Below are 26,030 nucleotides of genomic sequence, written 5' to 3'. Positions count from 1 at the left end.
CAGGGAAGCCCTCGGCTGACCGAGGGCGACCGATGGTGTACGACGACGGGACACGATCGTGACCGAGCGCAACAGCAGCACGGCGGACCCCGACCGCGCACCGGCGCTGCCGCCGGTGGCCGACCGGGCCTCCTTCCAGGCCCAGTTGGACAGCCTGCGGCTCCGCGAGAAGGAGTACACCCGGGAGGGCGATGCGATCGCCGCGGCTCGGCGCCGACTGCCCATGGTCGAGGTGGCCGCCGACCTCGAACTGACCGGCTCGGACGGCACGGTCACTCTGCTCGACGCGTTCGAAGGGCGTCGGCAGCTCATCGCCTACTACTTCATGTGGCACGAAGGCCACACCGCGGCCGACCAGTGCGAGGGCTGCACGTGGGTCACCAACCAGGTCCAGGAGCTGTCCTTCCTGCACTCCCGCGACATCACCTACGCGGTCCTCTGCCAGGGCCCGTACGAGGAGAGCCGCCGCTACCGGGAGTTCATGGGCTGGGACATGCCGTGGTACTCGGCCCTCCCGTCCAAGGACGAGCTCCTGGTCGGACGCCGCGTCGGCATGATGCACGTGGTCTGCTACCTGCGCGACGGGGACCGCGTCTACGAGACGTACTGGACGACGCTGCGGGGCGTGGAGGTGATGGACTACAGCTACGCGCTCATGGACCTCACCGTGTACGGACGCCAGGAACAGTGGGAGGACTCACCTCCGGGCTGGCCGCAGGACAAGGACGTACCCCCCGAGCACCCCATGCGCAGCAATGGGCGCCCCATCCCCCAGTGGTCCCGCATCAACGCCGGGCGTTCCGACGACCTCATTTGAACCCACGACCTCTTCGTCCCGAATGGGGTTCGGCCGCTGATGCTGCCAGCGCGGGTGGAGTTTGCGTTGGTCAGAGGCAAGGTCTCGATTGCTCTCGGTTGGCGTGGCGGGGGATTCGTGAGCGCGTTGGCTCCCAGGGCGGCCGGACTCCCGGCCTATGCCTGTGAGGGGATGAGCCTGCGGCGAGGTTGCGCGGGGCGCTGATCCCAGTCGGCCAAGGGCAGTAGGACGGAATGAAGGTGATCTCGGGGCGGTGGCGTGTTTCCCAGCCTCACCAAGGCAGCTGCCAGCCGGTTCATCTGGTCGGCACCGAGAAAGCCCACTTCATTGCGCAGGTAGCGCTGCAAGGTCGTGACACTGATGCCCGTATGGCGTGCGAGCAGGGGAACGAACTGCGCACCGTAGTAACGGTTCAGCGCTTGCAAGTCGACCTTGAGAAGGTGCCGGTCGACGTGTACGGCCCTTTGCCTCGGCCACGCGGGCCTCGGCAGCTCCGGCCAGTCGCGCGCACTGCCGTCGCCCTCTTCCTGCTGGCCGGGAGCCACAGTGCCGGAGGCAGCCGGGATTCTTCCGGACATCAGAGTACGCAAACGCACTTGTTCGCGCGCAGCATCAAGGCGGCGACGAGGGCTCGTACAGGTGCGTTCCAAAAGATCCAGCCACTCGACCCTCTCCATGAAGCTCGTCACCCGGCACGCGTCGAGAAAGGCCAGCAGCCCACGTACCGTCACCGGCTGATGTCCACCAGCCATCGCGGCAAGTGTGGAGTGTGCGTAGCCGCATTCTCGGGCCATCGCGCGGAACGACACCGACCGGTAGGCGCGCAGCCCGGACAGCCAGAAGGGCAGTGCTCGAGGACCCGTGGCCTGCGAAGGAGGGGTCAGTTTGCCGGTCCTGTCCCATCGCAGCCATGTTCCACGCCACGCGGGACGGATGCGGTCGTCGTGAGCCATGCGCTTGGTGCGTGGACCTGCCGATGCCGGACGTCCCCCACGCAGGGCGGACTCGCGTCGGACGAGCCACGGAGTCGTGTCCGTCTCGCCACAGGCTTCGACGAACGCCTTGAGTGTCTTTTCGCTGGGCACGCTGACTCCGCCTTGTGCCATTGACAGTGTGCCGGTCGACAGTCCCGACAACTGTGATAGGCGGCTGAGGCTCAGGCCGGCGCGCTTCCGCACCGCTCGCAGTTCGACAGCGAGCGCCACACACGGAAAACTTGGTTCATCGGGCAGTTCTTTGTTGGGACGTGCCAAGGCTGGTCATCCTCCCTTCGTTGGAGACGGGGCGCCGGGCGTACCCGGCGCCCACCGTGGTCAGGACAGGCGCAGGCGAAGGTCGGCGGCGACGATCCCGCTGGCCGCCACCGTCGCGACAGCGACGTGAGGTGTGCAGCCGATCATGACCAGCAAGCTCACTCCCGCAAGCACCAAAGCCAGAATGGCTGCGGCGGCTGGAGGCTTGCGTATACACAGGGCTGCAGCCACGGAACCCTGACGGACATAGCGCCTGAAGGCAGGCTCCCCGTGAGAGAGAGCTCGGGAACGGATGATGGCCATGAGTTCTCGATTCCTAATACGGAGCTAGGCCCTCGCGTCAGCGACGACCAGCTCCTCGACCCGGACAAAGTTGAGCCAAGTTGAGCCAACAGGGTCCAGTTGACGCTGGATGCCCTGCCGCGAACATCATTACCGGCGAGGGCGACAGGGGGTAGCCCTTCAGACGAAAGATGAAGAATCGACGCCCTGGTTCTTCGAGAAATGGAGCGTAAAGCCCAAATTGAAGAACTCGGTCTTCGTGTAAATCGGCTGGTCAGGTGCCCTTCTCTGCCCCTTGGTGTCCATTGAGGCGTTGCGTAGTTAGCCCGCCGCAGGCCATCATTTCCCTAGCGTCGGTGGAGTGTGAACAACACGCGGCGCTCCAGGGCTTCTTGTGCCTCGACCCGGACCAGGACCCCTCGGCGGGGTGTTGTTGACGCAGCATCGCCGCAGCCGGGTGGCGGAGATGTCTCCGCCGCCCGGTACGCCGGACACACCGCAGGGGGCGGCGAGCCTGCTGACCTCACGAGCCCCCAAGGTGCATCCGAGCCTCACAGGCGCGCTGTCGATGGCCATCCCGCGTCACTGCCGGGCGCCCCCTTGGGCGGCATGGCGCAGTGTTACGGATGCCTATGTCGGCACGAGGCCCCGTGGGCCGCTGCTTCGGCATGGGAGTGCGGGATGCCTCTCCGCGGCAAGCTCGGTGAGAGCGTTCGGGCTCGTCGAGGGAGATCTCAAGTGCCTCGGCGATCGCTCCGACGGTGAAGAATCCCGGCTCGATCGCTCCCTAGCCCTCAAGCCGGGCCAGCGTTTCTACGGCGATGCCGACTTCCTTGGCGAGCCGCTCCCGCGACCACGCTCGCCCCTCCCGCAAGGCCCGCACGCGAGGGGCGAGCGCGCGGGCGTGGTCGTGGGGACGCGCTGAGTGATGGACTGCCGTGTGTCGTGATTTTCAGAGGCGGTTGAGGTGGGCTGCATGGCGTTCCCGGACGACCGCGAGGCTGGATTCGCGAACGCGCAGGTCCGAGTGCCCTCAGCCGCCGCACTTGAGACGTCCTTACCGGTCACCCCCTGGGAGAGCCCGACCAAGATCCTCTCTCGGTTTCTCCCAAACGATCTCCAGAAACCTGTCAGGGGCCCGACCCGCTCTCGCGGATCAGGCCCCTGACCTGGTGTTTCAGCTGTCGGGGTGGCGGGATTTGAACCCACGACCTCTTCGTCCCGAACGAAGCGCGCTGCCAAGCTGCGCTACACCCCGATGTCCACCGGACTCCCGGCGACATCGATTACTTTAGCCCACCAGCGGCCGGAGGCGAAATCCGGTTTCTCCGGGCCTGGAGCCACCCCGCCGTGTTCGGCCGGAGGTGGTCCGCGGCGGTGAGCAGGACGCCGAGGGCTGCGAAGAGGAGGCCCAGGGCCGTGGCCTGGGTGAGGACTCCGGCGTAGCCGTACGTGTCGACGTCGAGGAACGGGTACGGGTAGCGGGCCCGGCTGCCGGGGGAGAGCAGGGCGCCGCGGGCCAGGGTGAGGGCCAGGTAGGCCAGGGGGGCCAGGAGCCACAGGGGGATGTGGGCCAGGCGCAGGGTGCGGGGCGTGGTCAGCAGAAGCCAGTGGGCGGCCACGGTGATGGGGGTCACCGTGTGGAGCAGGAGGCTCGTGGGGGGCCCGGGGGGATCGGGGGCGTAGTTGACCAGCACCAGGTGGTACATCAGCGCGCTCACCGCGACGAGCAGGAGCACCCCGCCGGACAGCCTCGGCGGCAGCGGTCGGCCGCCCCGCCAGGCGCGTACGGCCGACCAGCCGAAGGCTCCCGCCACCAGCAGGTTCGCCAGGGGGGTGAAGTGCGTCAGGGCTGCCGCGCGGTCCCCGGTCACCAGGGCGGTCAGCGGGCCCGCGGCTCCCGTCGCGCACACCAGCGCGCACAGGGCGGCGGTCCATCGGCGGGGCGGGGTGCCGGGGGGCGCCGGGAGCACCTCTGCCGCCCGGGGGCGGGGGAGCAGGGCGGTCCTGGGGGCGGTCATGATTCGTACCGTATGCGGGTGGGAAGACCCCCGCGATTCGTCGCTCGCCGACCGGCATCGCCCCCTGAGGGCTGTCCCTCGATCCCTGGCGGGCGCACGACTGATCCCTGGCGGGCGTACGACAGCAGCTACGGAGCCTCGCCGCGTTGTCGGAACGCCCGAATGCATCCCGTGCATCCCGTATCAGACGTCCCTCCGCCTCGCGAAGCACCGCATCCGACGCCGCGCGGCCGATCCACCAGGGATAGGGATACGGGACAGCCCTGAGGCGCCGCTCAGGCCTTCGGGGTCAGCGTCAGCAGCGTGGCCTCGGGCGGGCAGGCGAAGCGGACCGGGGTGTAGCGGTTGGTGCCGCAGCCCGCGGAGACGTGGAGGTAGGCGCGCTGGTCGCCGACCGTGTGGCTGGACAGGCCCTTCACCCGGTCGGTGTCCAGGTCGCAGTTGGTGACCAGGGCCCCGTAGAACGGGATGCACAGCTGGCCGCCGTGGGTGTGGCCCGCCAGGATCAAGGGGTAGCCGTCGGCGGTGAAGGCGTCCAGGGAGCGCAGGTACGGGGCGTGGACCACGCCGATGGAGAGGTCGGCGCCGGCCTCCGGTCCGCCCTGGACCTCGGCGTAACGGTCCCGCTTGATGTGCGGGTCGTCCAGACCGGTGAACGCCAGCTCCAGGCCGTCGAGCTTGAGCCGGCCCCGGGTGTTCGACAGGTCCAGCCAGCCCGCCTCGTCGAAGGCGTCGCGCATCGGCTCCCACGGGTTGTGGACGACGCCGACCGCGGGCTCGTTGCCGTTGAGGCCGTGCTTGCCCTGGATCTTCTCCAGGAGGTAGCGGCCAGGGTTGCGCAGCCTGGGGCCGTAGTAGTCGTTGGAGCCGAAGACGTACACCCCGGGGTACTCCATCAGCGGGCCGAGCGCGTCCAGCACCTCGGGCACCGCGTCCGGGTCGGACAGGTTGTCGCCCGTGTTCACCACGAAGTCCGGGCGCAGGCCCGCCAGCGACTGGAGCCAGGCGCGCTTCTTGCGCTGACCGCTCACCATGTGGATGTCGGAGACCTGGAGCACGCGCAACGGGCGGGCCCCGTGCGGGAGTACGGGAACGGTGACCCGGCGCAGCCGGAACGAGCGGGCCTCGAATCCGGCGGCGTAGGCGAGTCCGGCAGCGCCGACCGCCGCGCCGACTGCCGTGACTTTCAGGAGTACTCCGTAGCGTGCGCGCATGCGTCCATCGTCGCAGAAGCGGCACGGTGAGCGGAAAACCGCTGGAGGCGGCGGAAAACCCGTGGGCGGCCCGGGCCCCGCACCTGTCACAATCGCGGCATGACCACGCTCAAGTCCAAGCTCAAGGAAGACCTCCACACGGCCATGAAGGCGCGTGACGAGCTGACCTCGTCCACCCTTCGGCTCACCCTCACCGCGATCACCAAGGAAGAGGTCAGCGGCAAGTCGGCGCGTGAGCTCTCCGACGACGAGGTGCAGAAGGTGATCGCCAGGGAGGCGAAGAAGCGCCGTGAGGCGGCCGAGGCCTTCGCCCAGGGCGGCCGGACCGAGCAGGCCGAGCGGGAGAAGGCGGAGGGCGAGCTGCTCGACAGCTACCTCCCCAAGCAGCTCAGCGACGACGAGCTGAACGCGGTCGTGGCGTCCGCCGTCGAGGAGGCGAAGGCCGCCGGCGCCGAGGGGCCGCGCGCGATGGGCGCCGTCATGAAGATCGTCAATCCGAAGGTCGCCGGGCTCGCGGAGGGCGGCCGGGTGGCCGCCGCGGTGAAGAAGCTCCTCGCGGGCTGAGGTTCGCGGCCGGAACAGAACCGGAACAGAAAAGGGTGGGGCGCCCCGGTCCGTGACCGGGGCGCCCCACCGCTTTTCCTGTGTGCGTACGCGTACGGGTCAGGGGCCTTCCGAGCCGTTGCCCTGCCCGCGCGGTCCGCCGCCGCCCGGTCCGCCGATCACGCTCTCCGGGAGCTCGATGCCGGGGAACGGGTCGTCACGGCCGGGCTTGTCGTCCTCGCGGTCCTCGTTCCCGCGGTCCTCGTTCCCGCGGTCCCGGTCCCGGTCCCGGTTCCGGTCGCGGTCGCCCTTCTCCTTGTCCTCTTTCTCCTTCGCGCGGGGGACGGAGACCGGGTTGAAGGAGGGGGTCTCGGACGCGTCCAGTGCGCCGGTCATGGCGATCTTCCAGATCGGGCCGGGGAGGCAGCCGCCGCAGACCTTGGGGTACCACTGGCCACCGATGGTGACGTTGAACATCGAGCTCTTCTCGCCGATGTCGTCGCCCACCCACACCGCGGTCGAGAGGTTCGGCGTGTACCCGACGAACCAGGCGTCCTTGCGGTCGTTGGTCGTACCGGTCTTGCCCGCGTTGTCCCGGTCGCTCAGCCCGGCCTGTGTACCGGTGCCGTCCTCGACGACGCCCTTGAGCATCTGGTTGATGGTGTCCGCGGTCTTCTCGCTCATCGCTCGTGAGCACTGCGTCCGGGGGACGTCGAGCTTCTTGCCGTTCGGGTCGGTGATCGACTCGATGGCGATCGGCGTGCAGTACGTTCCCCGGTTGGCGAACGCCGCGTAGGCGCCGGCCATGGAGAGCGGGGTGCTCACCTCGCCGCCGAGGGTGATCGAGGGGTACTCGTCGATCTTCTTGCCGTCACCGCGCTCGTAGCCGACCTTCTTGGCCATCTCCACGGTCTCGCAGAGGCCGGCCTTCTGCTCCAGCAGCGCGAAGTAGGTGTTGATGGACTTGCCGAGCGCGCTCGTCATGTCCCAGGTGCCCTTTTCGGACTTCAGCTCGTTCACGAGATTCCAGTCCGCGTAACCGGCCGGGGAGCCGGTGCAGTTCCGGAAGTCCCGCTCCTTCACCGTCAGCTTCCAGTCCGTAGTGAACGTCGTCGCCGGGCTGATGCCCTTCTCCAGCGCCGCGGCCGCGGTGAACGGCTTGAACGTCGAGCCGACCTGGAAGCCGTACGTGCTGCCGCCCATCTTGTTGCTGACGGCGAGGTTGAGCACGGTCTCGTTCTGCGTCTGGTCCAGGCCGTACGGGCGGGACTGGCCCATGGAGAGGATCTTGCCGCTGCCCGGCTGGACCTGTACCACGGATGCCGCGAACTTGTCGTCCTTGTTGACCTTCGCGGTGGCGGCCTCGTTGGCCGCCTTCTGGGTGCGCGGGTCCAGCGTCGTCCGGATGGTCAGACCGCCGAGGTTCCAGAGCTTGGCCCGCTCCTCGTCGGTCTTGCCGAAGGCGGGGTCGGTCAGGATCGTCTTGCGGACGTAGTCGCAGAAGAAGCCGGAGCCGCTGACGGCGGTGATGCAGCCGTTCTTCGGCCGGGAGACCTTCAGCTTGACGGGCTTCTCCATGGCCTTCTCGGCCTCGGCCCGCGAGATGCTCTTGACCGCGGCCATCCGGGTCAGGACGATGTTGCGGCGCTTGGTCGCTTCCTCCGTGTCGTTGACCGGGTCGTAGCGGCTCGGTGACTGCACGAGGCCGGCGAGCAGCGCGGCCTCCTCCAGCTTGAGGTCCTTGGCGTGCTTGGAGAAGTAGCGCTGGGACGCGGCTTCGACGCCGTACGCCTGCTGCCCGAAGAACGTGATGTTGAGGTAGTTCTCCAGGATCTTCTTCTTGCCGAGCTCCTCCTCGACCTGGATCGCGTACTTCAGCTCGCGGATCTTGCGGCCGAGCGTCTGCTGGGTGGCCTCGGCGACCTTCTCCGGGTCGTCGCCCGCCTCCTCGACGAAGACGTTCTTCACGTACTGCTGGGTGAGCGTCGACGCGCCCTGCGCGGTCCCGCCCGCCTGGACGTTGCGGTTCAACGCCCGCAGGATGCCCTTGAGGTCGACCGCCCCGTGCTCGTAGAAGCGGGAGTCCTCGATCGCGATGATCGCGTCCTGCATGTAGGGCGAGATGTCCTTGAGCGGGACGACCGTGCGGTCACGTGAGTAGACCGTCGCGATGGCGCCGCCTTCGCGGTCCAGGATCGTGGTCCGCTGACTGAGCGGCGGAGTCTTGAGGTTGGAGGGGATCTCGTCGAACCCTTCGACCGTCCCCTTTGCGGCGAGCCCCAGCGCTCCGGCTGCGGGCAGCGCGATGCCTGCCAGCACAGCTCCGGAGAGCGCGGCGACACCGAGGAACTTGGCGGCCTGCTGGGTCGTGGTGAGACCCCCGCCCGAGCGCGTCTTTGGCATGGGGGCAGCCTACGTTCTCATTCGCCGGACACGCGTATAGGCCTTGGCCTAAGCTGCTCTCAACTGTCACAGCAGTCCGGTTCCGTATCAAGCCCCCTGCAGCCCCATGCGCGTCTTCTGGTCATTCTTCCCCTGGCCGATGCGCAGCCACATCGCCTTTCACACACGCATCGTGGCGCTCCCGAATCGCCCCGAATGTCGTCGAAAGTCCGTTGCGACTTGAGTGGACTGTCCCGCTTTGGTGGCGATAGTCGCTCATGTCCTCGCATCACTCCCCTGGGTGATCTGCCGCATACGCATAGTCCGTTCGGACCATTCAAGATTGGGCCCGAAGGGGGTGTTGTGCTGTCCCCACCTTCCGTAACGTCCTCAACTGGCAGCGGTGAATATGCCGCTACCGCCGTGGGGGAGCCTCGATTCGGGAGAGGACGGCGCCGGCATGGGCTGGGTAACCGACTGGAGTGCGCAGGCAGCCTGCCGCACTACCGATCCGGATGAACTGTTCGTACAAGGGGCAGCGCAGAACAGGGCCAAGGCGGTGTGTACCGGATGCCCGGTGCGGACCGAGTGCCTGGCCGACGCGCTGGACAATCGCGTCGAGTTCGGCGTGTGGGGTGGAATGACGGAACGGGAGCGCCGCGCACTGCTGCGCCGCCGGCCGACCGTCACGTCCTGGCGCCGACTGCTGGAGACCGCACGTAGCGAGTACGAGCGGTCCACCGGCATTCTGCCCGGAGTCATCGGGCTGGAGGACGAGGAGCTGCACGAGACGTACGCCGCTGTGGGGTAGGCGGCCTTCCGGGGCAGGCGCACCCGCGCCGCCTTCGGCAAGCGCCTGCGCCGCTCCGGCTCAAGCGCCTACGCCGCTCCGGCCGGAGCCGGGGCGGAACCGGAACCGGCCGCCAGGCGGTCGCCGATGGCCCGGAGGCCGTCCAGGTCGTGCACATCGCCGGGCAGCGCCGCCACAGCGGTCACCGGCACCTCGGGGTGCCGGGCCGCGAAGCGGTCGCGTGTACGGCGTTCGCGGGCCACGACCTGCATGCGCTCGGAGTGCAGGCGCAGCAGACCTGACGTCAGTTCCTCGATCGTCAGTTCCTCGGCAGAGGTGGTCCCGGGGCCCGCGATGTTCTCGTGGTCCTCGTGGTCCTGGCCCTCGTGTTTTGTGCGGTCCCCGTCGTGCTTCTCGTGGTTCCCGTCGTTCTTGTGGGGCGGCTCGGTCGTGTCGGGAGCGGTGACGGCCGGGTCGGGGGCTTGCTGGTCACCAAGGCCAGCTTTCCCGGCCCTCTGATCCACAATGCGGGCGTCGTCAAGATTTTCTGCGGCGGCCAGGGCCTGTTCGGCGGAGAGCCGTGAAGCCTCACTGCCGTGCACGCGGTTGAGGACGAGACCGGCCAGCGGCATGTCCTCGGCAGCCAGCCGCTCCACGAAGTAGGCGGCCTCGCGCAGCGCGTCCTGCTCCGGCGTCGCGACCACGAGAAAGGCCGTGCCGGGCGCCTGGAGCAGCTTGTACGTGGCGTCCGCGCGGCTGCGGAAGCCGCCGAACATGGTGTCCATCGCGGCGACGAACGTCTGGACGTCCCGCAGGAACTGGCCGCCGAGCAGCTTGCCCAGCGTTCCGCTCATCATCGACATACCGACATTGAGGAACTTCATCCCGGCCCGGCCGCCCACCTTCGCGGGCGCCATCAGCAGCCGGATGAACTTCCCGTCGAGGAACGAACCGAGCCGCTTCGGCGCGTCCAGGAAGTCCAGCGCGGAGCGCGAGGGAGGGGTGTCGACGATGATCAGGTCCCACTCGTCGCGCGCCCGCAGCTGCCCGAGCTTCTCCATCGCCATGTACTCCTGCGTACCGGCGAACCCGGCCGACAGGGACTGGTAGAAGGGGTTCTCCAGGATCGCCCTGGCCCGTTCGGCGTCCGCGTGCGCCTCGACGGTCTCGTCGAAGGTCCGCTTCATGTCGAGCATCATGGCGTGCAGTTCGCCGTCGCCCGCGATGCCGTCGACCCGCCGGGGGACGTTGTCCAGCCGGTCGATGCCCATGGACTGGGCGAGGCGGCGGGCCGGGTCGATGGTGAGGACGACGACCTTCCGGCCACGCTCGGCGGCCCGTACGCCGAGGGCGGCGGCGGTCGTGGTCTTGCCGACCCCGCCGGAGCCGCAGCACACGACGATCCGGATGCCCGGGTCGTCCAGCAGCGCGTCCGTGTCCAGGGACGTATCGATGTCCGGGGACGTGCCAGTGCCAGTGCCAGTGTCCGTGTCCGTGGAGGTATCGACGTCCGTGGACGTATCCGTGTCCGTGCCGGGGGACGTACCGGTGCCCGGGCGCGCGTCCCTGTCCAGTCCGGCCGCATCCGTGCCGGGTGTGCCCGCTGTCATACGTCTCCCTCTTCCCCCGCGCCCTGCTTACGGAGCTCCGTGGCCAGAACGTGCAGCGCGGCCAGGTCCACCCCGTCGCCGATCAGCGGGAGCTCCGCCGTCGGCAGGCCGAGTCCGGCCAGCACCGCGCGCTGCTCCCGCTCCAGGCCGACGCGCTCGGCGTGCTCGGCCGCCTGTTCGACCAGAGGGCGTACGAGGGCGGCGGAACCGGTCACTCCGGCCCGGGTCAGCGTCTTGGCGATCTCCTTGCGGCGGCCGCCCGCCGCGGTGCGCAGGGCGTCCTCGTCCAGCAGGTGCGGGCGGACCATGTTCACGATCACGCGGCCCACGGGCAGTTCGGCGGCGCGCAGCTCGGCGATGCCGTCCGCGGTCTCCTGGACCGGCATCTCCTCCAGGAGCGTCACCAGGTGGACCGCGGTCTGCGGGGACTTCAGGACCCGCATCACGGCCTGCGCCTGGTTGTGTATCGGGCCGATCTTCGCCAGCCCGGCGACCTCGTCGTTCACGTTGAGGAAGCGGGTGATGCGGCCGGTCGGCGGGGCGTCCATGATGACGTGGTCGTAGACGAACCGGCCCTGTTTGTCCTTGCGGCGTACGGCTTCGCAGGCCTTGCCGGTCAGCAGGACGTCCCGGACGCCGGGCGCGATGGTGGTGGCGAAGTCGATCGCGCCGAGTTTCTTCAGCGCCCGGCCCGCGCCGCCGAGCTTGTAGAACATCTGGAGGTAGTCGAGGAGCGCGCGTTCGGCGTCGATCGCCAGCGCGTACACCTCGCCGCCGCCCGGCGCTACGGCGATCTTGCGCTCCTCGTAGGGGAGCGCGTCGGAATCGAAGAGCTGGGCGATGCCCTGCCTGCCCTCGACCTCGACGAGGAGGGTGCGCCTGCCCTCGGTCGCGAGGGAGAGCGCGAGGGCGGCGGCGACCGTGGTCTTACCGGTACCGCCCTTGCCGCTGACGACCTGGAACCTGCTCACGTATTCGAGCCTAACCAGTCCAGCCCCGGGCTACGCACGGGACCGTACGTGCGAGGCATTACAGTCGGGCCCATGACCAAGTGGGAATACGCGACCGTGCCCCTTCTCGTGCACGCGACCAAGCAGATTCTGGACACCTGGGGCGAGGACGGCTGGGAGCTGGTCCAGGTCGTTCCCGGCCCGAACAACCCCGAGCAGCTCGTGGCCTACCTGAAGCGGGAGAAGGCGTAGTGGCGGGCGCTGTCGAGGCGCAGCTCGCCGAACTCGGGCTGACCCTGCCCGCCGTCGTGCCGCCGCTGGCCTCGTACCAGCCGGCCGTGCAGTCCGGCGTGTACGTGTACACCTCCGGCCAGCTGCCGATGGTGGACGGCAAGCTCGCCGTCACCGGCAAGGTCGGCGCCGAGGTCACACCGGACGAGGCGAAGGAGCTCGCGAGGACCTGCGCGCTCAACGCCCTCGCCGCCGTGAAGTCCGTCGCCGGTGACCTGGACCGGATCAAGCGTGTGGTGAAGGTGGTGGGCTTCGTCGCCTCGGCCTCCGACTTCACCGGCCAGCCCGCCGTGATCAACGGTGCCAGCGAGCTGCTGGGCGCGGTCCTCGGCGACAAGGGCGTGCACGCCCGCAGCGCGGTGGGCGTGGCGGTACTGCCGCTGGACGCCCCGGTCGAGGTCGAGGTCCAGGTGGAGCTCGTCGAGGCCTGAGCCGTACGCACCTTCCGATGTGCCTCCTGATCCCGTCCGGTCCCCGCGACCGGGCGGGATCGTGTGTGTACGGGGCCGGTCGGGCCGCTGTGGTGATCACGGCGCCTCTCGAACATCGGCGCGGTTCCGGATAGCCTCCGGCCATGTCCCAAGGTCAGTGGTACCCCCCGGAATGGCCCGACCGGATCCGGGCCCTCGCCGCCGGTGAGCTGACGCCCGCGAAGCCCCGGCGGGCCGCCACGGTGATGCTGCTCCGTGATCAGGGGGCGCGGAGCGCGGGGCGCGGGCCTGTCGTGCACATGCTGCGCCGCCGGACCTCCATGGCCTTCGCCGGAGGCGCGTACGCCTATCCGGGTGGCGGAGTCGATCCGCGTGACGACGACCGGCTGATCGGGTGGGCCGGGCCCTCGTTGGAGCAGTGGGCCGCCCGGCTCGGCGTCGCGTCGGTCACCGAGGCGCAGGCCATCGTCTGCGCGGCGGTGCGCGAGACCTTCGAGGAGGCGGGCGTCCTGCTCGCCGGGCCGACCGCCGGGAGCGTGGTCAGCGATACGACCGGGGCGGACTGGGAGGCCGACCGCGAGGCGCTGGTGGCCCGCGACCTGTCCTTCGCGGAGTTCCTGGACCGGCGGGGCCTGGTGCTGCGTTCGGACCTGCTGGGCGCCTGGGCGCGCTGGATCACCCCGGAGTTCGAACCGCGCCGCTACGACACCTGGTTCTTCGTCGCCGTGCTCCCCGAGGGGCAGCGCACCCGTGCCGTCTCCACCGAGGCGGACCGTACGGTGTGGATCGCTCCGGCGGAGGCCGCCCGCCGCTACGACGCGGGCGAGCTGCTGATGATGCCGCCCACCGTGTCGACGCTGCGGGCCCTGACGCCGTTCAGGACGGCCTCCGGGGCGCTCGGGGCGGCGGACGTCCAGGATCTGACTCCCGTACTCGCGCAGGCCCGCCTGGAGGGGGATGAGCTGGTGCTGAGCTGGCCCGGACACGACGAGTTCACCAAGCACGTGTCCACGGCGGGCGAGGAACCCGCGGCGGGCGAGGACGGGGGTGCGGCATGACCGACGCAGCCGCCCTCCCCGGACAGCCGCGCGGAGCCGTGACCTCCGGACCCGCGACCGCCCGGACGGTCAACGTACTGGCGCCGAACCCGTCCGCGATGACCCTCGACGGTACGAACACCTGGATCGTCGCCGAGCCCGGCTCCGATCTCGCCGTCGTCATCGACCCCGGGCCGCTCGACGACGTCCACCTGACGGCCGTGATCGAGGCTGTGGAGCGGTCCGGGCGGCGCGTGGGCCTCACGCTGCTCACGCACGGCCACCCCGATCACGCGGAGGGCGCGGGCCGGTTCGCGGAGCTGACGCGGACGAAGGTACGGGCCCTGGACGCGGCGCTGCGACTGGGCGACGAGGGCCTCGCGGCGGGCGACGTGATCACCACGGGCGGCCTGGAGCTGCGCGTGGTCCCGACGCCCGGGCACACCGCGGACTCGCTCTCGTTCCATCTGCCCGCCGACCGGGCGGTGCTGACGGGCGACACGATCCTCGGCCGCGGTACGACGGTGGTCGCCCACCCGGACGGGCGGCTCGGCGACTACCTGGACTCCCTCAGGCGGCTGCGGTCGCTGACGGTGGACGACGGCGTCCACACGGTGCTGCCGGGCCACGGGCCGGTGCTGGAGGACGCGCAGGGGGCCGTGGAGTTCTACCTGGCCCACCGCGCGCACCGGCTGGCCCAGGTGGAGACGGCGGTGGAGGCCGGGCACCGTACGCCGTCGGAGGTGGTGGCCCAGGTGTACGCCGACGTGGACCGCTCCCTGTGGCCGGCCGCCGAGCTGTCGGTACGGGCACAGCTGGAGTACCTGAGCGAGCACGGGCTGATCTGAGGGGCAGACCGCCCGAACGCGAGTGCCCCGCCGACCGGTGCGTACTCCGGTCGGCGGGGCCCTCGTGCCAGCTCACATCACGCGCGTCGGCTCACGGAGTCAGCGCGAGCTTCACATCACGCGGGTCGCGGGTCGGCGCACGGGGTCAGCGCGAGCGCTTCGCCAGCCGCTCCACGTCCAGCAGGATGACCGCGCGGGCCTCCAGGCGGAGCCAGCCGCGGCCCGCGAAGTCCGCGAGGGCCTTGTTGACCGTCTCGCGGGAGGCGCCGACCAGCTGGGCCAGCTCCTCCTGGGTGAGGTCGTGCACGACGTGGATGCCTTCCTCCGACTGCACGCCGAAGCGGCGCGACAGGTCCAGGAGGGCACGGGCGACGCGGCCCGGCACATCGGAGAAGACCAGGTCGGACATCTGGTCGTTGGTCTTGCGCAGCCGTCGGGCGACCGCGCGCAGCAGCGCGGTGGCCACCTCGGGCCGGGCGTTCAGCCAGGGCTGGAGGTCGCCGTGGCCGAGGCCGAGGAGCTTGACCTCGGTCAGTGCGGAGGCGGTCGCCGTACGCGGGCCCGGGTCGAAGAGCGACAGCTCTCCGATCAGCTCGCCGGGGCCGAGCACGGCCAGCATGTTCTCGCGCCCGTCGGGTGAGGTGCGGTGGAGCTTCACCTTGCCCTCGGTGACCACGTACAGGCGGTCACCCTGGTCGCCCTCGTGGAACAGCGCGTCTCCGCGCGCGAGGGTCACCTCACTCATCGAGGCGCGGAGCTCCGCGGCCTGCTCATCATCGAGCGCCGCGAAAAGCGGGGCGCGCCGCAGAACGTCGTCCACGAGTTCTCTCCTTGTCGGCCTGTCCAGGGAACCGTGGTCCCCATCATGCCGGACGGTAAAACAGTGCGATCAATCACAAACCAGTTTGACGCACGGGCGTGCCGGACCCTACGGCAGGGGGCCGATCGGGGGTGGATATGCGGTGTCAGGGGTGGTTGTCGGTGGCTGGCTCTAGGCTGGCCGGGTGTCCAGAATGCCGGGGAGAGCGCAGGCCGAGGGGGCTGACGGGGTGCTGAAGGACCGTGATTCAGCTGTGGGCGAACAGCCCCGGTCGAGCCCGGAGAATGCCGCGAATGGCTCCCCCGGAGAGCCGGGGGGACCCCTCCGGAAGTCGGCCAGGAGGTCCGCAGTGTCATCGTCAACGCCCGCCAAGCCTGCCAAACCCGCCACGGCGGCTTCGGCCGAAGCAGCTACGGCCAAGGCGGCGACAGCGCGCAAGGAGCCGAAGGCGGAGTCGCACCTCGCGATGGTCCGCCGGGCGCGCCGGATCAACCGCGAGCTCGCCGAGGTGTATCCGTACGCCCATCCCGAGCTGGACTTCCGTAACCCCTTCGAGCTCCTCGTGGCCACGGTCCTCTCCGCCCAGACCACCGACCTGAGGGTCAACCAGACGACTCCCGCGCTGTTCGCCGCCTATCCCACGCCGGAGGACATGGCGGCGGCCGTGCCGGAGGAGATGGAGGAGATCATCCGGCCGACCGGGTTCTTCCGGGCCAAGACCAAGTCCCTGCTCGGCCTCTCGGCCGCTCTCCGGGACGAGTTCGGCGGCGAGGTCCCGGGGCGGCTGGAGGATCTCGTCAAGCTGCCCGGGGTCGGCCGCAAGACCGCCAATGTCGTTCTGGGCAATGCTTTCGGCGTCCCTGGAATCACTGTCGACACGCACTTCGGCCGCCTCGTGCGGCGCTGGAAGTGGACGGACGAGGAGGACCCGGTGAAGGTCGAGGCGGTGGTCGCCGGGATCTTCCCGAAGAGCGAGTGGACGATGCTCTCGCACCGGGTGGTGTTCCACGGCCGCCGCATCTGCCACGCCCGTAAGCCCGCCTGCGGCGCCTGCCCCATCGCCCCGCTCTGCCCGTCGTACGGGGAGGGCGAGACCGATCCGGAGAAGGCCAGGAAGCTGCTGAAGTACGAGATGGGCGGCTATCCGGGCCAGCGGCTCAGTCCGCCCGCCGACTACCCGGGCAAGCCCGCACCCGCGCTGGGAGCCGGGTGAGGGCCACGCCTTCCGGACAGCCCAGGGCGGCACCGCACTCCTTCAGGACGGAACGGCTCGGAACGAAATGGCCGACGACAGGCGTTGTGAGACGACGGGGGTGCCTATGACGCAGACGCAGACGCACGCGGACGCGGATACGGACAGGGACAGGGACACGGACACGGATACAGACACGGATACGGACACGGACACGGAGGCACAAGGCGCGACGCGGACCGGCGGCGGAGTCCCCGACGAGGCCCTCGCCGTGACCACCGACGGGCTGCCCGCCTGGCTCGACCCGGTCGCGAGTGCCGCGCGCAGCGTCCGGCCGCAGCAGCTGAGCCGCTTCCTGCCGCCCGAGAGCGGGGCGGGCCGGCAGTCCGCTGTCCTGGTCCTGTTCGGGGACGGGGAGCGCGGGCCCGAGCTGCTGCTCATGGAGCGCTCGGGGACCCTGCGCTCGCACGCCGGGCAGCCCTCCTTCCCCGGCGGTGCGCTCGACCCCGAGGACGGCGACCAGGCCACCACAGGACCGCTGCGGGCGGCGTTGCGTGAGGCCGAGGAGGAGACCGGGCTCGACCCCCGGGGCGTACAGCTCTTCGGTGTGCTGCCCCGGTTGTACATCCCGGTCAGCAGCTTCGTCGTGACGCCCGTGCTCGGCTGGTGGCGCGTGCCCAGCCCGGTCGGGGTGGTCGACCCGGCCGAGACGGCCCGGGTCTTCACGGTTCCCGTGGCGGATCTCACGGACCCCGCCAACCGGGCCACGGCCGTGCACCCCAGTGGGCACAAGGGTCCGGCATTCCTGGTCGAATCGGCTCTGGTCTGGGGTTTCACGGCCGGAGTGATCGACCGGATTCTGCACTACGCGGGCTGGGAACGCCCGTGGGACAGGTCCAGACAGGTGCCGCTCGACTGGCGCGCATGACACGCTGACTCTCTGCTGCGCTGTACCGGGCCCGGCCCGGACCCCGTCACCACCGACGGGCCAGGTGACGAAACTGCGAGGCTATAGACGGTGAACGTGCTCGACATCCTGCTGCTGCTCGCCGCCGTGTGGTTCGCGGTCATCGGCTATCGCCAGGGTTTCGTCGTCGGCATCCTGTCGGTGATCGGCTTCCTCGGCGGCGGTCTCATCGCCGTCTATCTGCTGCCGATCATCTGGGACAGGGTGACCGAGGGGTCCGAGGTCTCCACCACTACCGCCATCGTCGCGGTCGTCATCGTGATCGTCTGCGCCTCCGTCGGCCAGGCCTTCACCACTCACCTGGGCAACAGGCTCCGCCGCTACATCACCTGGTCGCCCGTGCGCGCCCTGGACGCGACGGGCGGTGCCCTGGTCAATGTGGTGGCCATGCTGATGGTGGCCTGGCTGATCGGCCTGCTGCTCGCCAACACCGCTGTGCCGACCGTCAGCAAGGAGGTCCGCAGCTCCTCGGTCCTGCTCGGGGTCGACCGGGTGATGCCCCAACAGGCGCCCAACTGGTTCAAGGACTTCTCCTCCACCCTGGCCCAGAACGGCTTCCCGCAGGTCTTCAGCCCGTTCGCCAACGAGCCGATCACCGAGGTCAAGGCCCCCGATCCGGCGCTGGTGGGCAGCCCGGTCGCCGCGCGCGCCAAGAAGTCGATCGTCAAGGTCGTGGGTACGGCCCCGAGCTGCGGCAAGGTCCTCGAAGGGACCGGCTTCGTCTTCGCCGAGCGCCGGGTCATGACCAACGCCCATGTCGTCGGCGGCGTCGACGAACCCACCGTCCAGATCGGCGGTGAAGGACGGCTGTACGACGCGAAGGTCGTCCTCTACGACTGGCAGCGCGACATCGCGGTCCTGGACGTCCCCGGCCTCCGGGCCAGGCCCCTGGAGTTCACCGGCACGAAGGGGGACGCGAAGACCGGCGACAGCGCGATCGTCGCGGGCTTCCCGGAGAACGGTGCGTACGACGTGCGCTCCGCCCGCGTGCGCGCCCGCATCAAGGCCGACGGCCCGGACATCTACCACCGGGGCACCGTCCGCCGCGACGTCTACTCGCTCTTCGCGACGGTGCGTCAGGGCAACTCGGGCGGACCGCTGCTCACTCCGGACGGAAAGGTGTACGGAGTGGTGTTCGCGAAGTCGCTCGACGACCCGGACACCGGCTACGCGCTGACGGCCGACGAGATCCGCGAGGACATCGAGATCGGACGTACGGCCAACCAGCAGGTCGACAGCGAGGGCTGCGCCCTTTAGCCGCGCCCTCCAGAGGGCGTCCGGCACATCCGCGTGGGTGTCAGTTACGGGGGTGGCGCAGCCGGGCCGAGACCCAGCGGGCCCGGCGGCGGAGGATGCGCGGAATACCGAGCCGGCGATGGCGAAGGTCATGCACATCGTGCACCCGGCCGCTGGGGCCGCCCCCCTCATGAGTGCCCACACCGGGTGTCGCGGCGGAGCGGCGGTTGCGTGCTTCGGCAGTGAAGTCGTGCGTCCAGCCCATACCTCGACGTCTGCCCGTGGTCCAAGGTCGGTAATCGTCGGCGAGTCAGCCAATTGGCCTATGCGGCAGGCAATTGGCTGTTCGTCGGACACCTGTGCCCGGGCCGGGCGGCGGGCTACCGGTCGGGCTCAGGATCCTTGAGCCAGTTGATGAGTTCGGTGGAGAAGCCGATCGGGTCCTCCTCGTGGGGGAAGTGCCCGACACCGTCGAAAAGTCGCCACCGGTAGGGCGCCTCGACATGCTCCCCGGACCCCGCCGAACTGCGGGTGCGGACCGCCGGATCGAGCGAACCGTGCAGGTGCAGCGTGGGCACCCGGACCGGCCGCTTCATCCGCCGGTTGAACTGGACCCCGTCCGGTCGCGCCATCGACCGCACCATCCAGCGGTACGGCTCGATGGAGCAGTGGGCGGTGGAGGGGATGCTCATGGCCCGCCGGTAGACGTCCAGGGTCTTCTCGTCGGGGAACTCCGGGCTCCGGGGGCCCGCCCACTCCTGGATGAGGCGGCCCACCAGGGCTGCGTCGTCGGCGACGAGCCTGCGCTCCGGCAGCCACGGCTGCTGGAAGCCCCAGATGTAGGAGCCCGCCCGGGTCTGCGCGAAGTCGGACAGCATCGAGGAGCGCCAGCGGCGCGGGTGGGGCATGGAGGAGACGGCGAGCCGGCGGACCAGCTTGGGCCGCATCACAGCGGCCGTCCAGGCGAGGTAGCCGCCCAGGTCGTGGCCGACCAGGGCCGCGTCGGGCTCGCCGAGGGAGCGGATCACCCCGGTGACGTCGAGGGCCAGGTTGGCGGGATCGTAACCACGCGGCGTCCGGTCGCTGCCGCCCACCCCGCGCAGGTCCATCGCCACGGCCCGGAAGCCCGCGTCGGCGAGCGCGGTCAGCTGGTGGCGCCAGGTCCACCAGAACTGCGGGAAGCCGTGCAGCAGGAGCACCAGCGGTCCGTCGCCCGCCTCGGCGATGTGGAACCGCGCCCCGTTGGCCGCCACGTCACGGTGGGTCCAGGGGCCGTCGATGCGTACGGGGCCCCCGGTGGCGGGCAGGCCCGCCGAACCGGCCCGGTCGGGCGGGGCCGCTGCCCCGCTCTCCGTCGGACCGCTTGCGCTGGAATCGGGAACCGTCATGTGGACGAGCGTCCCACAGCGTCGGCCTCATCCCGACCGGACCGGCTCTCGGCGGCCTGCTTCGCCAGGCTGCTGCCGGAGGAGCGTTCGATGATCGCGGCGGCCTCTACCGACGCCCGCGGGTGCGGCTTGGCACTCTGGAGGACGGCGGCGGTCTGCTTGGCGGAGGCGATGGACTTCTGCGGCGGCTTGACCTTCTTGAACTTCCTGATGCCCAGGAACGCCAGCAAAACGCCCAGCAGGATGAACGCCCCGCCCACGATCAGGAACGACAGGGCGAGCCCGACGCCCAGGTTGTGGATCCCGTACGCCGCGGCGAAGCTCAGCACCGGGATCGAGAAGAGCGCCAGCACGCCCGCGATGATGAACGCCAGGCTGCCGATCGCCCCGCGTCTGACGTCCTGGCGCACCTCCGCCTTGGCCAGGGCGATCTCGTCGTGCACCAGCGCGGACATCTCAGCCGTCGCCGAGGCGACCAGCTGCCCGATGCTGCGGTCCGCGCTGCTCACGTAGCTGCCGGGGTCGCTCATCCCTGACTCCCTCTCCGTCTCCGACACATCCGATGTCAGATCATGCCGGACTCTCCGGCTCATTGCCCGCTGCCCCCGCCTGTTCGGCGCGACGGCGGTGTTCAGCCGCCTTCTCCTCGTGGATCGCGGCCATCCGCAGGTGGTACCCCGGATCGCCCTGTTCATAGATGTCGGGGATCCCGGATCCGTCCTCGTCCAGCTCCTCCGCCTCATAGAGGGCGCGGTACCGGCGGACCCGCAGCCTGAGCAGCACAGTGGCGAGCAGGGCCGCGAGCAGCGAACCGATGAGGACAGCGGCCTTGATCTCGTTGGTCATCTCCGGGTCGTCGGAGAACGCGAGCTCGCCGATGAGGAGGGAGACGGTGAAGCCGATTCCGGCCAGCGAGGCGAGGGCGAGGACGTCAGCCCAGGCCAGATCCTTGTTCAGCTCCGCCTTGGTGAAGCGGGCGGCGAGATACGTACCGCCGAAGATGCCGAAGGTCTTGCCGAGGACGAGTCCGAGGACGACGCCGAGCGTCTCGGGCCGGGTGAAGACGCCGGCCAAGGCCTCGCCGCTCAGGGAGACCCCGGCCGCGAAGAGGGCGAACAGCGGTACGGCGATCCCGGCCGACACCGGGCGGACCAGGTGCTCGATGTGCTCGCCCGGGGAGTGGTCCTCGCCCTCGCGGCGGCTGCAGCGCAGCATCAGGCCCATGGCGACACCGGCGATGGTGGCGTGGACGCCGCTGTTGTACATCAGGCCCCAGATGGTCAGGGCGAGGGGAACGTACACATACCAGCCTCGGACCTCGAAGCGGAGGAGCAGATAGAAGGCGGCCAGGCCGAGGACGGCTCCGCCGAGAGCCAGGAAGTTCAGGTCCGACGTGAAGAAGACAGCGATGATCAGGATCGCGAAGAGGTCGTCGACGACGGCCAGGGTGAGCAGGAAGGCCCGCAGCGCGGAAGGCAGCGAGGCGCCGATCACCGCGAGGACGGCGAGCGCGAAGGCGATGTCCGTGGCGGTCGGCACGGCCCACCCGGCCAGGGAGCCACCGCCGACGACCACGGTAAGTGTGTAGACCAGGGCGGGCACGGCCATGCCGCAGAGCGCCGCCACCACCGGCAGGGCGGCGGCCTTGGGGTCGCGGAGCTCACCTGCGACCAGCTCGCGCTTCAGTTCGACGCCTGCGACGAAGAAGAACACGGCGAGCAGCCCGTCAGCCGCCCAGTGCGCGACGGAGAGGTCCAGTCCGAGGAAGCCCGGGCCGAAGTGGAACTTGCTCACAGAGTCGTACGAGCTGCCGAAGGTGTTGGCCCAGATGAGTGCCGCGACCGCGGCGAGCAGCAGCAGGACACCGCCGACGGTCTCGGTACGCAGTGCCTCGGCCACGTAGCTCCGCTCCGGGAGCGGCAGTCGGCCGAGAAGGGTGCGGCGGGGCGGGGAAGGGGTGGGGGTAGGGGTTGGCGCGGCCACGAAGGAGTCCTCCGGATCAGTACAGCGAAAACGGCATGGCTGGTGACACGTGCCGACCAGACTTCCCGGCGCCCCTGTGGATATCTGTATGACGTTATGACTGCAAGCGCCCACTCTACCTGGGGTGCTTCAACCCATACCCGTTGATCGTCCCCGCAGACGCCGATGGGCACCCGGCGCGTCGCCGGATGCCCATCGGAGCCGTAAGGAGGAGGGTTCTCTCAGTCCTCGGAGGACGAGGACGGCAGCTGGGTCGTGATCAGGTCCATCACCGAGGAGTCGGTGAGCGTGGTGACGTCGCCCAGCTCGCGGTTCTCGGCGACATCGCGCAGCAGACGGCGCATGATCTTGCCGGACCGGGTCTTCGGCAGCTCGGCGACCGGCAGCACCCGCTTGGGCTTGGCGATCGGGCCGAGGGTCGTCCCGACGTGGTTGCGCAGGTCGGCGACCAGTTGGTCGGAGGCGGTCGCACTCCCGCGCAGGATCACGAACGCGACGATGGCCTGGCCGGTCGTCTCGTCGGCCGCACCGACCACGGCGGCCTCGGCGACCGAGGGGTGCGAGACGAGGGCCGACTCGACCTCGGTGGTCGAGATGTTGTGGCCCGACACGAGCATGACGTCATCGACCCGGCCGAGCAGCCAGATGTCGCCGTCCTCGTCCTTCTTCGCACCGTCGCCCGCGAAGTACTTGCCCGCGAAACGCGACCAGTAGGTGTCGATGAACCGCTGGTCGTCGCCCCAGATGGTGCGGAGCATCGACGGCCACGGCTCGGTGAGCACGAGATAGCCGCCCCCGCCGTCCGGAACCTCGTTCGCCTCGTCGTCCACGACGGTGGCGGCGATGCCCGGCAGCGCGCGCTGGGCGCTGCCCGGCTTGGTCTCCGTCACGCCCGGCAGCGGCGCGATCATCATCGCGCCGGTCTCGGTCTGCCACCAGGTGTCCACGATGGGGCACTTGTCGGCGCCGATGTTCTTCCGGTACCACATCCACGCTTCCGGGTTGATCGGCTCACCGACCGAACCGAGGACCCGGAGACTGCTCAGGTCGAACTTCGCGGGGATGTCGTCCCCCCACTTCATGAACGTACGGATCGCGGTCGGCGCCGTGTAGAGGATCGTGACGCCGTACTTCTGCACGATCTCCCAGAAGCGGCCCTGGTGCGGGGTGTCGGGCGTGCCCTCGTACATGACCTGGGTCGCGCCGTTGGCCAGCGGCCCGTAGACGATGTACGAGTGGCCGGTCACCCAGCCGACGTCGGCGGTGCACCAGTAGACGTCGGACTCCGGCTTGAGGTCGAAGACCGCGTGGTGGGTGTACGCGGCCTGCGTGAGGTAGCCGCCGGAGGTGTGCAGGATGCCCTTCGGCTTCCCGGTGGTGCCCGAGGTGTAGAGGATGAACAGCGGCTGCTCCGCCTCGAAGGCCTCCGGGGTGTGCTCGGCGGACTGCCGGGCGGTGATCTCGTGCCACCAGACGTCGCGGCCCTCGGTCCAGGCGGTGTCCTGACCGGTGCGGCGGACCACGAGGACGTGTTCGACGCTGTCGATACGGGACACGGCGTCGTCGACCGCGGGCTTGAGCGCGGAGGGCTTGCCGCGGCGGTAGCCGCCGTCGGCCGTGATGACGACCTTGGCGTCCGCGTCCTGGATGCGGGCGGCGATGGCGTCGGCGGAGAAGCCGCCGAAGACCACCGAGTGCGTGGCGCCGATGCGGGCGCAGGCCAGCATCGCGACGGCGGCCTCGGGGATCATCGGCAGGTAGACGGCGACCCGGTCGCCCTTGCCGACGCCCAGCTCGGTGAGCGCGTTGGCGGCCCGGGAGACCTCGTCCTTCAGCTCGGCGTAGGTGATGGCGCGGCCGTCGCCCGGCTCGCCCTCGAAGTGGATGGCGACCCGGTCGCCGTTGCCCGCCTCGACGTGGCGGTCCACGCAGTTGTACGCGACGTTCAGCTTGCCGTCCGCGAACCACTTGGCGAAGGGCGGGTTGCTCCAGTCGAGGGTCTCGGCCGGCTCGGTGGCCCACGTCAGGCGGCGGGCCTGCTCGGCCCAGAAGCCCAGCCGGTCCGCCTCGGCCTGCTCGTACGCCGCTGCGGTGACGTTGGCGTTGGCGGCCAGCTCGGCAGGCGGAGCGAACTTCCGCTCTTCCCGAAGCAGGTTGGCCAGGCTCTCGTTGCTCACGACTTCTCCCAGTCCCAGGGTGTCCGTTGTGTCCCGGCGCATAGCTCATCAGGCGCGAGGCCGGGTGACAAGTGTCTGCCGGGAATTGGTTTAGACCTGTGTCTTCGTGTATGGAAGCATGATCCCGCTCCGCTGGTCAGGACGGCTTTACGACGCGTATCCGCGAGGTGTGGCGCAAAGTCGCCCTGGCCTGCCGTGCGGTGCTCCTGCCGTGCGGCGTGGACCGGGGTCACCAGGTCTCACGGCCCCGGGGTCCCTCCGGTTCAGACGCCGGCGCGGTTCGGCCCACCCGCGCGCCCGCCCACGCAATCGGGCCAGCACGTCATCCGTCCCAGCGAATAAGCAGCTTTTCATTCGGCCTGTCGCCCTTGCTGTCCGGAACCGTGTGCGAGTTTGACCTCGCCGTGTCGGCACTTCGACGCAAACGAACCTGCAAGGAAGAGGGTGGGCGGATGATGGCCGCCACGAAGAGGATCGCCTTGGGCGTCATGGCCACGGCTGTGGCCGCCGTACTCGCGGGCTGTTCCGGCGCCGGGTCCGGAGGGCCCGCGGCCGGGGGAGCGGGAGCCGGCGCGGAGAAGGGGGCGCACGGTGCCAAGGAGAACGCACCCGAGGCTCCCCCGAAGAACGCGGTCAAGCTCATCGGGGACGGATCCACCGCCTTCACCGGGGTTCAGCCGAAGATCCCGACCGCCGAACGCCTGGCGCCCGGTCAGAAGCCTCCGCAGTTCGTGGTGTTCTCCTGGGACGGGGCCGGGGAGGACAGCCAGAAGCTCTTCTCCCACTTCCGCGGCGTGGCCAAGAAGTACAACGCCACCATGACGTACTTCCTCAGCGGTGTGTATCTGCTGCCGGAGGAGAAGCGGGACCTCTACAACCCGCCCCAGCACGCGCCGGGCCGTTCCGACATCGGCTTCAACGACACCGAGGGCATCCGCAACACCCTCGCCGAGGTCCGTGCCGCCTGGAAGGACGGCAACGAGATCGGCACCCACTTCAACGGACACTTCTGCGGTGCGGACGGCGGCGTCGGGACCTGGTCCGTCGAGGAGTGGAGGAGCGAGATCGAGCAGGCGAAAGCTTTCGTCAAGAGCTGGAAGAGCAACGCTCCGGAGCTGAAGGACGAGGCCCCGCTCCCCTTCGACTACGACAAGGAACTGATCGGCGCCCGGACTCCCTGCCTCGAAGGGCAGAAGAACATGGTCGCCGCGGCCCGGGACATGGGCTTCCGCTACGACTCCAGCGGCGTCGGCAACCAGGTCTGGCCCAAGAAGAAGAACGGCGTCTGGGACATCCCGCTCCAGCTCGTCCCGATGCCCGGCCGCGCCTTCGAGACCCTCTCGATGGACTACAACTTCATGGTCAACCAGTCCGGTACGGCCACGCAGGGCGACCCGTCGAAGCACGAGTTCTGGGGAAACCAGATGAGGGACGGTCTCCTCCAGGCCTTCGACCGCTCGTACAACGGCAACCGGGCACCGCTGATCATCGGCAACCACTTCGAGTCCTGGAACGGCGGCACCTACATGCGCGCCATCGAGGAGACCATCGCGAGGGTGTGCACCAAGGAGGGCGTGCGCTGCGTGTCCTTCCGGCAGCTCGCCGACTGGCTGGATGCGCAGGACCCGAACGTGCTGGCCAAGCTCACGACGCTCGGCGTCGGTCAGGCGCCGCAGGGGGGCTGGTTGTCCTACCTGGGAGCCCAGCCCGCTGCCGCATCGCCCGCGAGCAAGACGGCGGGCAAGGGAGAGCGCAGGGAGTAGAGACCCAGCCCGCCCTGGCCCCCGCCCGCCGCCCG

General features: G+C 69.7%; 24 protein-coding genes and 1 tRNA gene. 11 read left to right on the top strand and 14 right to left on the bottom strand.

The genetic code is table 11. The annotated features are described in order from the left end of the window. Positions 1 to 58: 58 nt before the first annotated feature. Positions 59 to 817, top strand: a complete 759-nt coding sequence (locus tag ACZ5WC_RS08785; protein ID WP_468540142.1) for a DUF899 family protein — start codon at positions 59 to 61, stop codon at positions 815 to 817. A gap of 155 nt (positions 818 to 972) precedes the next feature. On the opposite strand, the gene ACZ5WC_RS08780 is transcribed toward ACZ5WC_RS08785, so the two are convergent. The 5 genes from ACZ5WC_RS08780 to ACZ5WC_RS08760 form a co-directional block, all read right to left on the bottom strand. Then, on the bottom strand, positions 973 to 2,070 hold the full coding sequence (locus tag ACZ5WC_RS08780) for a helix-turn-helix domain-containing protein (RefSeq protein ID WP_468540141.1): 1,098 nt from the start codon (positions 2,068 to 2,070) through the stop codon (positions 973 to 975). Positions 2,071 to 2,130: 60 nt separating this feature from the next. Then, complete coding sequence (locus ACZ5WC_RS08775) at positions 2,131 to 2,373, bottom strand: hypothetical protein (RefSeq protein WP_468540140.1); 243 nt, start codon at positions 2,371 to 2,373, stop codon at positions 2,131 to 2,133. Between the two features lie 1,163 nt (positions 2,374 to 3,536). Beyond that, a tRNA-Pro gene (locus ACZ5WC_RS08770) sits at positions 3,537 to 3,610 on the bottom strand. A gap of 28 nt (positions 3,611 to 3,638) precedes the next feature. Further along, positions 3,639 to 4,373: a Pr6Pr family membrane protein gene (locus ACZ5WC_RS08765; protein WP_468540139.1), complete on the bottom strand. Its 735-nt coding sequence runs from the start codon at positions 4,371 to 4,373 to the stop codon at positions 3,639 to 3,641. Between the two features lie 275 nt (positions 4,374 to 4,648). Continuing rightward, positions 4,649 to 5,587: a metallophosphoesterase gene (locus tag ACZ5WC_RS08760; RefSeq protein ID WP_468540138.1), complete on the bottom strand. Its 939-nt coding sequence runs from the start codon at positions 5,585 to 5,587 to the stop codon at positions 4,649 to 4,651. Between the two features lie 99 nt (positions 5,588 to 5,686). On the opposite strand from ACZ5WC_RS08760, the gene ACZ5WC_RS08755 reads away from it, so the two are divergent. Continuing rightward, positions 5,687 to 6,151, top strand: a complete 465-nt coding sequence (locus ACZ5WC_RS08755; protein WP_096622891.1) for a GatB/YqeY domain-containing protein — start codon at positions 5,687 to 5,689, stop codon at positions 6,149 to 6,151. A 99-nt stretch (positions 6,152 to 6,250) separates the two neighbouring features. Here ACZ5WC_RS08755 and ACZ5WC_RS08750 read toward each other — a convergent pair whose 3' ends face one another. Beyond that, a complete protein-coding gene (locus ACZ5WC_RS08750) occupies positions 6,251 to 8,533 on the bottom strand; it encodes a transglycosylase domain-containing protein (protein WP_468540137.1) in 2,283 nt (760 codons plus the stop codon). Positions 8,534 to 8,972: 439 nt separating this feature from the next. Here ACZ5WC_RS08750 and ACZ5WC_RS08745 point away from each other — a divergent pair, with 439 nt between their 5' ends. After that, a complete protein-coding gene (locus tag ACZ5WC_RS08745; protein ID WP_006126397.1) occupies positions 8,973 to 9,323 on the top strand; it encodes a WhiB family transcriptional regulator in 351 nt (116 codons plus the stop codon). Between the two features lie 68 nt (positions 9,324 to 9,391). On the opposite strand, the gene bagB is transcribed toward ACZ5WC_RS08745, so the two are convergent. Beyond that, the gene (gene bagB / locus ACZ5WC_RS08740; RefSeq protein WP_468540136.1) at positions 9,392 to 10,912 is read right to left on the bottom strand and encodes an ATPase BagB; all 1,521 of its coding nucleotides are present in this window, start codon (positions 10,910 to 10,912) and stop codon (positions 9,392 to 9,394) included. Then, positions 10,909 to 11,883, bottom strand: coding sequence for an ATPase BagA (gene bagA, locus ACZ5WC_RS08735; RefSeq protein WP_468540135.1), 975 nt, complete (start codon positions 11,881 to 11,883; stop codon positions 10,909 to 10,911). The genes bagB and bagA overlap by 4 nt, the downstream gene beginning before the upstream one ends. A gap of 72 nt (positions 11,884 to 11,955) precedes the next feature. Between bagA and ACZ5WC_RS08730 the strand changes: the two genes are divergently transcribed. From ACZ5WC_RS08730 to ACZ5WC_RS08715, 4 genes are all read left to right on the top strand, one after another. Further along, on the top strand, positions 11,956 to 12,114 hold the full coding sequence (locus tag ACZ5WC_RS08730; RefSeq protein WP_003967454.1) for a DUF4177 domain-containing protein: 159 nt from the start codon (positions 11,956 to 11,958) through the stop codon (positions 12,112 to 12,114). Further along, the gene (locus tag ACZ5WC_RS08725) at positions 12,114 to 12,584 is read left to right on the top strand and encodes a RidA family protein (protein ID WP_073874577.1); all 471 of its coding nucleotides are present in this window, start codon (positions 12,114 to 12,116) and stop codon (positions 12,582 to 12,584) included. The genes ACZ5WC_RS08730 and ACZ5WC_RS08725 overlap by 1 nt, the downstream gene beginning before the upstream one ends. 143 nt (positions 12,585 to 12,727) lie before the next feature. Further along, positions 12,728 to 13,642 (top strand): NUDIX hydrolase, encoded by a 915-nt coding sequence (locus ACZ5WC_RS08720; RefSeq protein ID WP_468540134.1) that lies wholly within the window; start codon positions 12,728 to 12,730, stop codon positions 13,640 to 13,642. Beyond that, positions 13,639 to 14,469, top strand: coding sequence for an MBL fold metallo-hydrolase (locus tag ACZ5WC_RS08715; RefSeq protein ID WP_468540133.1), 831 nt, complete (start codon positions 13,639 to 13,641; stop codon positions 14,467 to 14,469). The genes ACZ5WC_RS08720 and ACZ5WC_RS08715 overlap by 4 nt, the downstream gene beginning before the upstream one ends. Positions 14,470 to 14,614: 145 nt before the next feature. On the opposite strand, the gene ACZ5WC_RS08710 is transcribed toward ACZ5WC_RS08715, so the two are convergent. Beyond that, complete coding sequence (locus tag ACZ5WC_RS08710; RefSeq protein ID WP_003967450.1) at positions 14,615 to 15,289, bottom strand: Crp/Fnr family transcriptional regulator; 675 nt, start codon at positions 15,287 to 15,289, stop codon at positions 14,615 to 14,617. Between the two features lie 466 nt (positions 15,290 to 15,755). Here ACZ5WC_RS08710 and nth point away from each other — a divergent pair, with 466 nt between their 5' ends. The 3 genes from nth to ACZ5WC_RS08695 all read left to right on the top strand — a co-directional run bounded on the left by nth (position 15,756) and on the right by ACZ5WC_RS08695 (position 18,705). After that, a complete protein-coding gene (gene nth / locus ACZ5WC_RS08705; protein ID WP_069735622.1) occupies positions 15,756 to 16,502 on the top strand; it encodes an endonuclease III in 747 nt (248 codons plus the stop codon). Positions 16,503 to 16,608: 106 nt separating this feature from the next. Then, the gene (locus ACZ5WC_RS08700) at positions 16,609 to 17,409 is read left to right on the top strand and encodes an NUDIX hydrolase (protein WP_468540132.1); all 801 of its coding nucleotides are present in this window, start codon (positions 16,609 to 16,611) and stop codon (positions 17,407 to 17,409) included. A 90-nt stretch (positions 17,410 to 17,499) separates the two neighbouring features. Continuing rightward, complete coding sequence (locus ACZ5WC_RS08695) at positions 17,500 to 18,705, top strand: MarP family serine protease (RefSeq protein ID WP_468540131.1); 1,206 nt, start codon at positions 17,500 to 17,502, stop codon at positions 18,703 to 18,705. 40 nt (positions 18,706 to 18,745) lie between these two features. Here the strand turns inward: ACZ5WC_RS08695 and ACZ5WC_RS08690 are convergent, their stop codons facing one another. The 5 genes from ACZ5WC_RS08690 to acs all read right to left on the bottom strand — a co-directional run bounded on the left by ACZ5WC_RS08690 (position 18,746) and on the right by acs (position 24,274). After that, positions 18,746 to 18,949: a hypothetical protein gene (locus ACZ5WC_RS08690; protein ID WP_096622907.1), complete on the bottom strand. Its 204-nt coding sequence runs from the start codon at positions 18,947 to 18,949 to the stop codon at positions 18,746 to 18,748. Positions 18,950 to 19,064: 115 nt separating this feature from the next. Further along, entirely contained in the window at positions 19,065 to 20,072 is a 1,008-nt protein-coding gene (locus ACZ5WC_RS08685) for an alpha/beta fold hydrolase (protein WP_468540130.1), read from the bottom strand. Next, complete coding sequence (locus tag ACZ5WC_RS08680; protein WP_468540129.1) at positions 20,069 to 20,602, bottom strand: phage holin family protein; 534 nt, start codon at positions 20,600 to 20,602, stop codon at positions 20,069 to 20,071. Before ACZ5WC_RS08680 ends, ACZ5WC_RS08685 begins: the two co-directional genes overlap by 4 nt. A gap of 40 nt (positions 20,603 to 20,642) precedes the next feature. Next, a complete protein-coding gene (gene nhaA / locus ACZ5WC_RS08675) occupies positions 20,643 to 22,055 on the bottom strand; it encodes a Na+/H+ antiporter NhaA (protein ID WP_468540128.1) in 1,413 nt (470 codons plus the stop codon). A 221-nt stretch (positions 22,056 to 22,276) separates the two neighbouring features. Next, positions 22,277 to 24,274 carry an acetate--CoA ligase gene (gene acs, locus ACZ5WC_RS08670; protein ID WP_468540127.1) on the bottom strand — a complete coding sequence of 666 codons (1,998 nt, stop codon included), beginning with the start codon at positions 24,272 to 24,274 and terminating at the stop codon, positions 22,277 to 22,279. Positions 24,275 to 24,684: 410 nt separating this feature from the next. On the opposite strand from acs, the gene ACZ5WC_RS08665 reads away from it, so the two are divergent. Further along, positions 24,685 to 25,995, top strand: a complete 1,311-nt coding sequence (locus tag ACZ5WC_RS08665) for a polysaccharide deacetylase family protein (RefSeq protein WP_468540126.1) — start codon at positions 24,685 to 24,687, stop codon at positions 25,993 to 25,995. Positions 25,996 to 26,030 lie beyond the last annotated feature (35 nt).

It is taken from the genome of Streptomyces sp. NPDC033165 (assembly GCF_055577965.1).
This window is presented reverse-complemented; position numbering and strand designations above follow the sequence as displayed.

Bases quoted from the DNA above. Each gene is read 5' to 3' on its own strand.
- ACZ5WC_RS08775 (WP_468540140.1), bottom strand. From the start codon at position 2,373: ATGGCCATCATCCGTTCCCGAGCTCTCTCTCACGGGGAGCCTGCCTTC.
- ACZ5WC_RS08765 (WP_468540139.1), bottom strand. From the start codon at position 4,373: ATGACCGCCCCCAGGACCGCCCTGCTCCCCCGCCCCCGGGCGGCAGAG.
- ACZ5WC_RS08760 (WP_468540138.1), bottom strand. From the start codon at position 5,587: ATGCGCGCACGCTACGGAGTACTCCTGAAAGTCACGGCAGTCGGCGCG.
- ACZ5WC_RS08755 (WP_096622891.1), top strand. From the start codon at position 5,687: ATGACCACGCTCAAGTCCAAGCTCAAGGAAGACCTCCACACGGCCATG.
- ACZ5WC_RS08750 (WP_468540137.1), bottom strand. From the start codon at position 8,533: ATGCCAAAGACGCGCTCGGGCGGGGGTCTCACCACGACCCAGCAGGCC.
- ACZ5WC_RS08745 (WP_006126397.1), top strand. From the start codon at position 8,973: ATGGGCTGGGTAACCGACTGGAGTGCGCAGGCAGCCTGCCGCACTACC.
- bagB (WP_468540136.1), bottom strand. From the start codon at position 10,912: ATGACAGCGGGCACACCCGGCACGGATGCGGCCGGACTGGACAGGGAC.
- ACZ5WC_RS08730 (WP_003967454.1), top strand. From the start codon at position 11,956: ATGACCAAGTGGGAATACGCGACCGTGCCCCTTCTCGTGCACGCGACC.
- ACZ5WC_RS08720 (WP_468540134.1), top strand. From the start codon at position 12,728: ATGTCCCAAGGTCAGTGGTACCCCCCGGAATGGCCCGACCGGATCCGG.
- ACZ5WC_RS08715 (WP_468540133.1), top strand. From the start codon at position 13,639: ATGACCGACGCAGCCGCCCTCCCCGGACAGCCGCGCGGAGCCGTGACC.
- nth (WP_069735622.1), top strand. From the start codon at position 15,756: ATGGTCCGCCGGGCGCGCCGGATCAACCGCGAGCTCGCCGAGGTGTAT.
- ACZ5WC_RS08700 (WP_468540132.1), top strand. From the start codon at position 16,609: ATGACGCAGACGCAGACGCACGCGGACGCGGATACGGACAGGGACAGG.
- ACZ5WC_RS08690 (WP_096622907.1), bottom strand. From the start codon at position 18,949: ATGGGCTGGACGCACGACTTCACTGCCGAAGCACGCAACCGCCGCTCC.
- ACZ5WC_RS08685 (WP_468540130.1), bottom strand. From the start codon at position 20,072: ATGACGGTTCCCGATTCCAGCGCAAGCGGTCCGACGGAGAGCGGGGCA.
- ACZ5WC_RS08680 (WP_468540129.1), bottom strand. From the start codon at position 20,602: ATGAGCGACCCCGGCAGCTACGTGAGCAGCGCGGACCGCAGCATCGGG.
- acs (WP_468540127.1), bottom strand. From the start codon at position 24,274: ATGCGCCGGGACACAACGGACACCCTGGGACTGGGAGAAGTCGTGAGC.
- ACZ5WC_RS08665 (WP_468540126.1), top strand. From the start codon at position 24,685: ATGATGGCCGCCACGAAGAGGATCGCCTTGGGCGTCATGGCCACGGCT.